The organism is Panacibacter microcysteis (genome assembly GCF_015831355.1).
In the GTDB taxonomy this organism is placed as follows: Bacteria; Bacteroidota; Bacteroidia; order Chitinophagales; family Chitinophagaceae; genus Panacibacter; species Panacibacter microcysteis.
In genome coordinates, this window is the sequence record NZ_JADWYR010000002.1 from 1,208,714 (window position 1) to 1,220,906 (window position 12,193).

Below are 12,193 nucleotides of genomic sequence, written 5' to 3' on the forward strand. Positions count from 1 at the left end.
TGTAAAAACACCATCACCTATGATCGGAGTGTTGATTTTTGAAGATAACAACGACCTTAGAAACAGCCTTTCTCAACTGATCACCAGGGCTGAAGGTTTACACCTGCTCGGCGCTTTCCCGGATTGTATGTCTTCTGAGGCGCAGGTAAAAAAGCTGGAACCCGATGTAATTCTGATGGACATAGACCTGCCGGGCATCAATGGCATACAGGCAGTGCAGCAGATAAGAAGGTTCAATATTAATGTGCAGATATTAATGCTGACCGTTTTTGACACAAGTGATAAAATTTTTGATGCACTCTGCGCCGGCGCTTCCGGCTATCTCTTAAAGAAAACAACACCCGCAAAACTCATAGAGGCCATTTCAGACGTTCATAACGGTGGCGCACCCATGACTTCTGAAATTGCCAAAAAAGTGCTCAACCATTTTGCCCGCCCGGTAAAAGTTGAAAAGAAATATGATCTCTCTGCCAGGCAGAAAGACATACTTTTTTGTCTTACACAGGGCTACAGTTACAAAATGATTGCCGAACAGCTCGAGCTCAGTATAGATACCGTACGCTTCTACATAAAACAAATCTACCTGAAGCTGCAGGTAAACTCTGCGCCCGAAGCGGTCTCAAAAGCTTTGCGGGAACATATTGTGTAGAAAATTTTACAACAACAATTATGTTACCGGCAGTATATCTTTGGGCGTCGTTCCTTGCTACGCTCAGTTCAACTGTTCTTTTCATGGCATCTGCTGCGGGTGTAACGGGTGCCACAAACACTGGCCTTATGCGGTTGTAACCGCAGCAGGCCAAAAAAACCGGAACGCTGCAGCCGCCATAACAACGGAACGTTGAAGTGAGTGACACAACAGGCGATGCCACAATGAGCCATAGCCGGCAACATTATTTAATTGTAAGAAGAACAACGGCACAACGAGCTATATCGTTTGCAACTTGTCTGTAACATGTACGGTGTGTTTTCCGTATCCAAAAGATCAAACTGCTGATGATCGTTAATGAAACAACGCATAAAAGAAGTTTACGCAAAATAAAGACAGCGACCTGGCTTGTTTCGCTGATAGCGCTGGCCGCTATACTCCTTGCCGGTTACGCTTTTCAGCAAAAGCGTTATGCAGACGAACAGGCGCGGCTTGCCAAACGCAACATAACAGAAGCCATGGAGCAACAGCAGATAGCCCTGGCACAACGCAATATTGCAGACAGCAGCAAAGAGCAGGCGTTACAGCAAAGAGAACTGGCACTTGAAAGCGAAAAAAATGCATTGCTGCAAAGCCAGCTTGCAGAAGACCAGAAAAGAAATGCGGAATTGAACCGCCTGGAAGCATTGAAGCAGCAATACCTGGCACAACAACAAAAACTCTACGCGGCACAGCAAACAAAACTTGCCGAAAGCAATGCGGCAGAAGCAAAACGCCAGCAGGCCGAAGCCGAAAGCCAGCGTATCATTGCAAACGACCAGAAACAAATATCAAGCAGGTTAAAAGAACTGGCAGACAGCCGAAAACTGGCAAAAGAAGCGGTGGTAATGATGAATGAACACCGCTACGACTCCAGCAAAGACAGGGCCTTGGAAGCATACCTGGTAAACGCTATTAACGATGGCCCCGCACAGAACAGTGATATTTATGATGCACTCAATGTAAACTGGATAAAAAGTATAGCATACAAAAACCAGTTTAACTTTCACCGTTTGCCGGTGCGTTGTATATGTGGCAGCCCTTCAACAGACATTATTTTTACGGCAGATGAAGCTGGCTTTATATATGCATCTCGGATGAATAATTATAGTGTGCAGAAGACTGGTTTTTATAATGTGAAAGAAGAAATAAGATCCATCGCCGTTTCAGGAAGCGGTGAAAAACTGGCCGTTATTACTGCAGCAGGAAACGGGATGTACTTTAAAGTTGCCGCAGGTGCCATAACTCCTGCCGGTGAATTCAAGTTCCAGGGTATTGGCAAAACGGTGCTGTTTGATGAAAGCGACAATATTATTGTGGCAACAACCAAAGGGCTCGTAAAACTGCAGCCGGGCAAGCCTGGTGAGGCCGCTTATATACCGCGGGATGGCTTAAATGATGTGGCACTCGGCAAAAGTGGCATTTTGTATGTAGCCTCAGGCAATACGCTAAGCGTGTACAAAGACTGGAGCGATCTTGCACAAAATAAAACCTCGGCATCGCAGTCGTTCGACGCTAAAATAACGAGCATTGCTATTGACAACACCGAAAAATATCTTGCTGTTGGTACATACAATGGTTTTGTATGGCTGCTGAACAATAAAAACACGAACATTATCTGGAGCCGCGCCCTGCATGCCTCGAGCATTAATGACCTGCAGTTTTCTGTGGTCAATGGCGGCTTTGTACAGCTTGCATCTGCCAGTGCTGACCAGACAATCAAACTAACCGATGTTACCGCGGTTATGCAGCGTAAATATTCAGAGGATGTATTAACACTGCGTGGCCACAACAAGTGGATCTATGGGTTGTGCTATGCACCCGGCGGATCGTGGTTGTATTCTGTAGGAGAAGACAATAAGCTGATTGCCTGGAAGCCCACCACTGCAGACCTTTATAAAACCCTAACAGAAAAATAATTATGCTACAAAATATGCTGCGATACTGCATAATTATGGTGTTTCAGCTTACATGTATATGTGTGTATGCGCAGGAAAATACCTGTGGCCGTGCTTCTATAGACTCGGCAGAACAGCGATACGATGTAGGCAGGTTCATCGAATGCATCGACGGTTTATCAAAATGCCTGCAGACAAGAAACGGGTTTGATGCAGATGAAAAAGTACAGGCCTATCATTTAATGGCAAAATGTTACCTCGCTATAGATTCACTTGATAAGGCTGATGCGGTGATTGAGGAACTGCTGGTACTGAAAGAAAACTTTGAAACTGACCCTAAAGATCCCGAAAGATTTATTAACCGCATTGCGCTGATACGTTCCAGCATTATTTCGTCTGTATCAAAAAGGAACGAAGATATACGCCTTGCACCGGCTACCACCGCCGTAATTACAGCGGAAGAAATATTGCAACGTGGTTATACCGATCTTATTGAAGTACTTAAAGACCTCCCCGGTTTTGATATTTCGATTTACTACGGCCAGCTTTATGCGAATGTTTATCAACGCGGTTTACGAACAAACAATACAGATAAAACACTGTTGCTGGTAGACGGCGTGGAGGAAAATGATCTGTGGTCTAATTTTGCGGATATCTCGCAGCAATACCCCATTTCAAATATCAAAAGAATTGAAGTGATTTACGGGCCCGCATCTACGATGTATGGGCCAACCGCATTTTCGGGTGTTATCAATATAATTACAAAAGACCCTGTTGATTATCTTACCAACCGCCGTTCATTTGGCGTAAGTGCAAATGGCGGTATTGCTTCTTATAACACGCGGTATGCAGATATAAACACTGCGTATAAGGGACGCAACTTTTCGGCAAGTGTTACCGGCAGGTTTTATAAATCAGACAGGCCCGATCTTTCAGGGCAGGGGCTTTGGGATTTTAACCCGGATGATTATGAAGATAGCATTGCAGCATTCCGGTATCAAAACCTGCTATCTATAAAGAGCGATGGAAAGGCATACCTGGCTGCCAACAATCTGCCTGCCAGCAGTCCGTTCTTTCGTGTAAGCCGCGATACGAACAGGCTGACGCTGACGCAGGCCGGCATTGAAGAAGCTACGAGGCTTAATAAACTGATATATGATAATCCAGGTTACACAGCCTTCATCAATCCCTCCAATTCTTACTATTTAAGCGGCAAAATGAATTTCGGCGATTTTACGCTCGGCCTTGTATCGTGGGAAAAACAGGAAGGTATTGGTACAACATTTACAGATGCCATTGCTTCTGTAAGCAATTCAAGATGGATTACCGGGCATAATTATGCGTATTTCAGGTACACCAAAAGAATAAATGAAAAGTTTCTTTTTACTTCATTTGTCAACTACCGTATTCATGCTATTAAGAATGGTTCAAAAATAACCACGAAGAACGATTACAGTACATTTGGTGGCTTAACACTGGCAGACCTGGTAAATGGCGTTCCCGCATCATGGAAAACAACTTATTATTATGAACAGTCGCAGCAATTCAGGTCAGAATTTAAACTCCTGTACACACCCAATAAATCATTTTACCTGAATAGTGGTGTGGAGATACGTAACAGCCAGCTCCAGGGTTATTACCTGACTTCTTTAACCTCTGCAAGGCCACAGGATGACGGAAGGGCGCCCAACATCCCCGGCGGTAACACGTTCAATGTAAATGATGTGGGTGTTTACTCACAGGGCAACTACCGTACGAGATTCGGGCTTGGTGTTACCCTGGGTGCCAGGATGGACTATAACCAGATACGCCAGGGCGGAGGGTTGGGCTATCATGTAAGTCCCAGGTTTGTATTAGACTATACCATAAAGGATGTTATCTTCAAGGCTATCTATAGCAGTGGTATAGAAAATGTTTCCAACTACACCAAGTTTGATGAAGTGAACATTGCACCAAATCCAAACCTGAAACCGGAGGTAATTGCCAATTATGAGTTTTCTGTTGGATCAAAGTTTTCTAATATACTGAGTGGTGATATAGACTTTTATTACTCCAATATTTCAGATGTGGTAAGTGCAGTACTCACCAGCAGGAGGCTGCAGAACCAGAATATCGGGGAATTCAGGATCAAAGGTTTGCAGGCCAATGTTTTTTTTAAATCATTGGATAAAAAGTGGCAGGCCACGGTAAACTATGCCTATACAGACCCTCACCAGACAAAATCTGTTGATACGCTGAATAATGTAACAGATGTAGACCTGCCTGTTTCAGACATCGCCACGCACAAAGTGAATGGCATACTGAATATGCTGTTTTTTAAAAAATTCAATATTAACCTGCGGGGTAATTACCTGAGCAGTAAAAAAAATACAATTGAAACCAGCGCGCCGAATAACCGCCTGACTTTTGCGGGTTTTTTTGTAACCAATGCCACAATCAGCGCAACCGATGTAATGAAGGGTACAACATTGCAACTGGGTTGTAACAATATTTTCAACACCACCTACTATACGCCCGGCATTCGCACAGCTGGTGGAATACGGGTGCCCAACCAGGTACTGCAAATGGGCAGGAACTATTTTATAAGGCTTCACTTCGATTTCTAGCAACACAATTATCACAATAACTAAATATGTAGCTGAACCCACATGTTTATGTACTTGATGTGGTTTAAAAGGCACCGTAGTTTTACAAAAAATTTCGAGGGACAAACAGTACCCGAAAAATCAGTTTTTTCACTCCTGACACCTGTTTTGGTTTTTTCAACCTTGAAAACTTATTAAACTTTATGGGGGTTTTCAACACTAACCTAAGGAAAACATCAGCCCCGGCTATTTACCGGGGTTTTTTCATAGCCACCACCTGCCCTGCCTTGAAACGGCCGAAATATGTCTTTAGCGCATAGTGAAACACTTCCTGTTTCCAACATATTCATGTGGCTGGTCGTATTTTCACGTTCCCGTAGATTTGTAAAACAAAAATCCGTACGGTTTAAAACATCACGTCATCTTTACCAAATATTATCTTAACCTGTAATCATCAATCAGACTTTCTTATGAAAAAGATCCAACTGTTTTTATTGCTGTTCCTGTGTTGCTCAACTGCTGCTATTGCGCAAGGCAACTATTACCGCGAACTCGTTACAAAAAATATTCGGTACGTGAATGCTACCAAAGATGGAGGTTACCTGCTTACAACGGCTGCATACATCATTAAGTTTGATAAGAAAGACCGTATTGAATGGACACGCAGGGCTGCGGATACCAGCCGTACAAGGTTTGTTCAGGCTATACCGGTAGAAGCAGGCGGTTATATTGTAGTGACGAACGGCGGTGCAACGCCACTTAACCATACCGAATTGGTGCGCCTCGATTCCGCAGGTGCCGTTGTGTGGGACAAACGTTTTTATAACACAAATGAAACGCCGGCAACATTTATTGCCGAAGATTGGGCTGGAAACTTTGTTGTTACCGGCTACTATATTTCCACCGCCGCTGACACAATTGGTTACCTCGCCAAATTTGGCGCAGATGGCAGCCTTTTGTGGAAACGCTCAGAATTTACTACCGGCATTAACCAGACTGTTATTCGAAGTGTAGAGCCTATCAGAACTGGCAGGCGATACATGATATCGGGCTCGCAAAACGGTGCGGCCTATGTATCTGCCATCAAAGATGATGGGAGCGTTATCAATGCTACTGCCTATGTGCGTGGTTCAGATATATTTAAGGGCAACGCCATCAAACAGGTTTCAGACGGGCTTATATTACTACCCAATGCTGATAACACGCAAACAGACGGCCTCGTGTTAAAACTCAACAACAATGGTGCAGTGGTATGGCAGAAAAGAGTTGGCGGAGACGATAAAGATTACTTAACAGCCGTAAACATTTTTAGTGATACCATTATGCTGGCAGGCAAAACAATCTCTTTCGATAATGCCACGCAAAAAACTGATATCTACCTTGTAAAAATGCTTACCAACGGAACCGTTGTTTGGTCTAAGACACTTGGTACAGACAGAGATGAGGAAGCGGTTTCAATTACAAGGCTTAAGAATGGCGGCTATGTAATAGCAGCGAAAGATCTTGACCCTGTTAACCCTTCCTGCTACCTTATGCGCATTGATGAAAATGGCAATAATTGTAACGCCGTTACCAGAACAAGTACTTTAACAGACGCTGTATTGAAAAAGAAAACCGGTAATACATTTCAGCCGGGTAGCTTTTTTACGGCTACACCTCTTGCCGGTACTCAATCTGCAGCTTCACTGTCCTTCAACAATATCTGTGTGGATCAGCCTTCACTGATGGCATCATCTGCTGCTGCTATGGTAAATATTGCAACAGCAGCAACGATAAAAGTGTATCCTAACCCCGCAGTGGATAAAATAAACATCGAGCTTACCGTTGCAAAAAGCAGTTCAGCCGTTATACAAGTTATCAATACCCAATCGCAGCTTGTGCAACGTTTGTCCGTAAACCTGCAGGCTGGCAAAAACATACAGACTATTCCTGTAAGTATGCTTGTTTCCGGCAATTACGTAATGCTGGTAAAAACTGATGAAGAGACTAAAACGGTAAAATTTGTAAAACAATAAAAAACACACCGCATCACGCAAAAGCAGGAACGCATGTTCCTGCTTTTTATTTATATTAGAGTTTGTTTTACAATTATTTACAAACTACTTACCAGTATGCAGCGAAAACAATTTATACAATCTGCGTTGTTAACAGCAACGGGCTTAACGTTATTCAGGCAGGCTTCCATTGCACGAATGTTTCAGCAACCGGCATGGAAAATCCAGATGCTGACCAACGATGCCGGTGTGTTTACAGAAAAAGGCGGCACCATTCTTTTTTACTACACAAAAGACGGCATTGTGGTGGTGGATTCCCAATTCCCGGAACAGGCGCAACACCTTATAGATGAACTAAAAAAACAATCTCAGACATTCAGGTTGCTGATAAATACACACCACCACGGAGATCATAGCAGTGGCAACATAGCCTTTAAAGATATTGTGCAGCATGTGCTGGCGCATGAGAACAGCAAGAAGAACCAGCAGGATGTTGCCATAAAAAACAAAACCGAAGACAAACAACTTTATCCTGGTCAGACATTCGGGCACGTGTGGTGCGAGTCAATTGGTAAGGAGCGACTTTGCCTGTATTATTTTGGCGCAGCACATACCAATGGTGATGCCCTCATCCATTTTGAGAAAGCAAACATTGTACATACAGGCGACCTGGTTGCCAACCGCCGACATCCGTATGTGGACAGGACTGCCGGCGCCAGTATGAAAAACTGGATAACAGTACTCGACAAGACGCTGGATAAATTCAATAAGAAAACGACCTACGTGTTTGGTCATGCAGAAGCAGGCTATAATGTAACAGGTACCGCAGAAGATGTAAAAGCATTCAGAAGCTATATTGAAAAAACACTTGTCTTTGTGGAAGGCGCCATAAAATCCGGTAAGTCTAAAGAAGAAGTGCTCAAAACCACCGTTATACCAGGTGCTGAAGAGTGGAAAGGCCCCGGCATTGAACGACCGCTTACCGCCGCTTATGAAGAACTAAGTGCTTAAAAAGCCACCTTACTTTTTGTAAACGCCGTATGTATACGGCGTTTTTTTATGTAGCAGGCAGCAGTTTTAGTTGCACTGAATGCTTTGTCTGTTATTGTTTCGGCGGTAGCATTTACTGGCGTGAAAACTGAATTGATTTATAGTATCAAATGTAGTTTTTAGTTGCACTGAATGCTTTATATATTATTGTTTCAGCGGTAGCATTTACTGACGTGAAAACTGAATTTAATTATTGTACCAAATGTAGTTTTTAGTTGCACTGAATGCTTTATATATTATTGTTTCAGCGGTAGCATTTACTGGCGTGAAAACTGAATTTAATTATTGTACCAAATGTAGTTTTTAGTTGCACTGAATGCTTTATATATTATTGTTTCAGCGGTAGCATTTACTGACGTGAAAACTGAATTTAATTATTGTACCAAATGTAGTTTTTAGTTGCACTGAATGCTTTATATATTATTGTTTCAGCGGTAGCATTTCATGGCATCGCCTGTTGTGTCACTCACTTGTACGTTCGGTTGTTATGGCAGCTGCAGCGCAATGCTTATACAAGCACGTTTAAACCAGCGTTATAAAAAAAGCAGGTGGTTAACCTGCTTTATACATAAACTATAACAACAAAAATTGTTACGGATATTTTATCTTTTTCGTCCTGCAACAGCCAGCGCTACACCTGCTACTACCGCCACACCACCGGCCCATGTAGGCCAGCCTATAGATTTATTCTCTTTCTTATTGATTTCGATTGGTCCTGCGTCAACAACCTTTTCTTCTGTGGTGAAGTTGATGTTTGTAAAAATGAGCATCAAAATGCCAACTACGATAAGTATAATGCCGAATGCTTTCATGGTAGAATAGTTTTGTTTCGCAGTATGAGTGAAATTATTATACCAAAAAAAAGAATGGCTGAATATCAATGGTGCTGTGTAATTGTTTACTCAAAACATGCAACCAGTGTAAATAAAAACGGATTTAAAACTGTTTTAGGGTTTGTTTACTGATCGCAAGGGCTGCATATAGAACCGGAAGTACAAGTGAGTGACACAACAAAAGCCCCATTGAAATACCGCTGCCTGTTACCAAAAAACACACTATTTGTTTTAAATATCCATACTTTCAAACTTTATTTGCAATACATGAGAATCATACTATCCATTGTTTGCGCACTGGCTGCAATAGCACTTGTTTATACACTTGATCACCAGCTTACACTTGGCGACAGCAAAACGCCAAGGCTTGGCTATTTTTTGTCGCCGCAAAAAGGTTTCTGGCAAAACGCAGAGCGGTCAAACGAATCATTCAGCATGAACATCATTGCCGAAGCGTTACACGGTAATTCTGAAGTATATCTTGATGACAGGCTTGTGCCGCACATTTATGCAGGTGACGAACACGATGCTTATTTTATACAGGGTTTTATACATGCAAGGTTTCGCCTTTGGCAAATGGAATTTCAGACAGATGCGGCTGCCGGCAGGCTTAGCGAAATAATGGGCGATTCTGCCAACGGTACCAACTTTCTTGCTATTGATAAAATGTTCAGGAGACTGGGTATGGTGTATGGTGCAGAAAACACTTTAAAAGCCATTGAAAAAGACCCGGAGATACTCGCTGCATGCGATGCATATACAGCAGGTGTAAATGCATACATCAATACACTTGATGAAGCCTCCTACCCTGTTGAATTTAAACTGCTCGATTACAGGCCGGAGCCATGGACGAATTTAAGAACAGCATTGCTTTCAAAATATATGGCGTGGGACCTGGCGGGTTTTGAACGCGACTTTGAGATGACCAGCGCACGTGCGGTCTTCAGCCGTGAACAGTATGAAGCGCTATACCCTTATGGCCAGGATTCGCTCGACCCGATTATACCAAAAGGCACAGTATTTCCTAAACGCGGTGCTGATATGAAACCGCCGGTAATGGCAGATTCCCTGTACACGGCCTTTAAAAAGGTTACTGCCGCAGTTAAGGCAATGCAGCCGGAGCGTGACAATGGCAGCAATAACTGGGCAGTAAGCGGCGGCAAAACAAAAAGCGGCAGGCCAATACTTTGCAACGATCCGCATCTTGGTTTAAACCTGCCATCTATCTGGTACGAGATGCAGATTACCGCGCCGGGTTTAAATGTATACGGCGCAAGCTTACCGGGCTCTCCTTCTGTGATCATCGGGTTTAATGATAGCTGTGCATGGGGTGTAACAAATGCCGAAAGAGATGTAAGAGATTATTACGAGATCACATTCAAAGATGAAACCCGGGCCGAATATTTGTTTGACAGCACCTGGCATACAACCACATTCAGGCAGGAGATTATAAAAATAAAAGGCAAACCAGCCGACACACTGCAAATACCAATGACCGTGTGGGGTCCCGTAATGTATGATGCCTCATTCCCTGACAAACTGCAGTCTGGCAATGCATACGCGGTAAAATGGGCTGCACACGAAGAAAGCGACGAACTAAAAGCATTCTACTATTTGAACCGCGCTAAAAATTTCGATGACTATAAAGCCGCACTGGCAGAGTATTCCTGCCCCGGTCAAAACTTTGCATTTGCATCAAAAGGTGGCGATATCGCGATGCGCCAGCAGGGAAAATTTCCCGCCAAATGGAGAAGACAGGGAGATTTTATAATGCCCGGCACCGACAGCACATTTGCATGGCGCGGCTTTATACCAGACAGTATGAATATAACCATGCACAATCCGGATCGCGGTTTTATCAGCAGCGCAAATCAATATCCTTACGATACTTCTTACCCTTATTATCTCGGGGGTACTTACCCGGTATACAGGGGTATAATGGTAAACAGGTTGCTTACACAAATGCAACAGGCTACCATCGACTCTATGCAGCAAATGCAGAACAATAATTACAACCTTTTTGCAGAGATAGCAAAACCCGTGTTACTCCGGTACATCAGCGACAGCAGCCTTTCAGCAGATGAACTAAAATATTTCAACACATTTAAAACATGGGACCTGCAGAACAATGCAGCAAGCCGTGGCGCCACTGTTTTTTCTTTGTGGATAGACAGCCTTGTAGCAACTGTTTATGGCGATGAGCTGGCGCAATCAGCTTACCCGTTACCAGCGCCTGAAAACAGTACACTCATAGAATCGCTGCTAAAAGATTCGCTAAAGCTTTTTGCAGACAATATAAACACCGGTGAAAAAGAAACCATACAGGATGATATTTACACTGCATTCAGAAAATCTGTAACAGCATTAAAACAACTCGATGCTGACGATAACCTGGCATGGGGCAAGTATAAAAACAGTGGCGTAAGACACCTGTTAAAACTGCCTGCATTCAGCAATCTTCACCTCTTTGCCGGTGGCGGAGATGGCATCATCAATGCATACAAACAATACCATGGCCCAAGCTGGAAAATGATTGTAGAACTAACCGATGAAACCAATGCATACGCTATTTACCCGGGCGGACAAAGTGGCAACCCCGGCAGTAAATATTACGATGCTTTTATAGGAGACTACGTGGCAGGCCGGTACTACAAATTGTTGTTTACAGATAAACTTACTTTACAAAAACAAACCAACCTGAAAGGAAAAATCACTTTCAGTAAATCATAATCCAACATGAAATTCTTTGTAGCTATTTTGCTTACTGCATTACTTGGCCATGCCGCGCCACTGTTTTTTCCATGGTGGAGTTTTGCCATTACATCTTTTGTGGTAGCAGTAGTGGTGCACCAAAAGGCAGGCCTGGCCTTTGTTTCCGGCTTTTTTGGTGTATTTCTCCTGTTCATCATACACACCTTTATCATTGACTACACCAACGATCATCTTTTGTCAAAAAAAGTGGCGGAGATTTTAAAAATAGGGAGCAGCGCTTTTTCAGTGATGCTGTTGTCGGCATTTGTAGGCGGGCTTATCTCATCTCTGGCTGCATTAAGCGGCAGCCTGGCAAGAGGTAAGGCAAAATAAACAGGTAACCGGCAGTATATCATTGTGCGTCTGCTGTTGCCACGCTCGGTTCATCGTTCAG

8 protein-coding genes are annotated in these 12,193 nt (G+C 43.3%); 7 read left to right on the plus strand and 1 reads right to left on the minus strand.

What is annotated here, in order from left to right; translation table 11 throughout:
• The first annotated feature begins 19 nt into the window (after nt 1-19).
• The 5 genes from I5907_RS16880 (at nt 20) to I5907_RS16900 (ending at nt 8,176) form a co-directional block, all read left to right on the plus strand.
• The gene (locus I5907_RS16880; RefSeq protein WP_196991975.1) at nt 20-649 is read left to right on the plus strand and encodes a response regulator; all 630 of its coding nucleotides are present in this window, start codon (nt 20-22) and stop codon (nt 647-649) included.
• Nucleotides 650-996: 347 nt separating this feature from the next.
• Nucleotides 997-2,607, plus strand: coding sequence for a WD40 repeat domain-containing protein (locus I5907_RS16885; RefSeq protein WP_196991976.1), 1,611 nt, complete (start codon nt 997-999; stop codon nt 2,605-2,607).
• Nucleotides 2,608-2,642: 35 nt separating this feature from the next.
• Entirely contained in the window at nt 2,643-5,192 is a 2,550-nt protein-coding gene (locus I5907_RS16890) for a TonB-dependent receptor plug domain-containing protein (RefSeq protein WP_196991977.1), read from the plus strand.
• Nucleotides 5,193-5,641: 449 nt separating this feature from the next.
• The gene (locus tag I5907_RS16895) at nt 5,642-7,186 is read left to right on the plus strand and encodes a T9SS type A sorting domain-containing protein (RefSeq protein WP_196991978.1); all 1,545 of its coding nucleotides are present in this window, start codon (nt 5,642-5,644) and stop codon (nt 7,184-7,186) included.
• Between the two features lie 96 nt (nt 7,187-7,282).
• On the plus strand, nt 7,283-8,176 hold the full coding sequence (locus I5907_RS16900; protein ID WP_196991979.1) for an MBL fold metallo-hydrolase: 894 nt from the start codon (nt 7,283-7,285) through the stop codon (nt 8,174-8,176).
• Nucleotides 8,177-8,817: 641 nt separating this feature from the next.
• On the opposite strand, the gene I5907_RS16905 is transcribed toward I5907_RS16900, so the two are convergent.
• Complete coding sequence (locus I5907_RS16905) at nt 8,818-9,027, minus strand: hypothetical protein (protein ID WP_196991980.1); 210 nt, start codon at nt 9,025-9,027, stop codon at nt 8,818-8,820.
• Between the two features lie 288 nt (nt 9,028-9,315).
• Between I5907_RS16905 and I5907_RS16910 the strand changes: the two genes are divergently transcribed.
• A complete protein-coding gene (locus tag I5907_RS16910; RefSeq protein ID WP_196991981.1) occupies nt 9,316-11,778 on the plus strand; it encodes a penicillin acylase family protein in 2,463 nt (820 codons plus the stop codon).
• A 6-nt stretch (nt 11,779-11,784) separates the two neighbouring features.
• A complete protein-coding gene (locus I5907_RS16915; protein WP_196991982.1) occupies nt 11,785-12,132 on the plus strand; it encodes a hypothetical protein in 348 nt (115 codons plus the stop codon).
• Nucleotides 12,133-12,193 lie beyond the last annotated feature (61 nt).

Excerpts from the sequence above, each read along its gene's own strand:
- I5907_RS16890 (WP_196991977.1), top strand. The coding sequence starts at position 2,643 with ATGGTGTTTCAGCTTACATGTATATGTGTGTATGCGCAGGAAAATACC.
- I5907_RS16880 (WP_196991975.1), top strand. The coding sequence starts at position 20 with ATGATCGGAGTGTTGATTTTTGAAGATAACAACGACCTTAGAAACAGC.
- I5907_RS16910 (WP_196991981.1), top strand. The coding sequence starts at position 9,316 with ATGAGAATCATACTATCCATTGTTTGCGCACTGGCTGCAATAGCACTT.
- I5907_RS16915 (WP_196991982.1), top strand. The coding sequence starts at position 11,785 with ATGAAATTCTTTGTAGCTATTTTGCTTACTGCATTACTTGGCCATGCC.
- I5907_RS16905 (WP_196991980.1), bottom strand. The coding sequence starts at position 9,027 with ATGAAAGCATTCGGCATTATACTTATCGTAGTTGGCATTTTGATGCTC.
- I5907_RS16900 (WP_196991979.1), top strand. The coding sequence starts at position 7,283 with ATGCAGCGAAAACAATTTATACAATCTGCGTTGTTAACAGCAACGGGC.
- I5907_RS16885 (WP_196991976.1), top strand. The coding sequence starts at position 997 with ATGATCGTTAATGAAACAACGCATAAAAGAAGTTTACGCAAAATAAAG.
- I5907_RS16895 (WP_196991978.1), top strand. The coding sequence starts at position 5,642 with ATGAAAAAGATCCAACTGTTTTTATTGCTGTTCCTGTGTTGCTCAACT.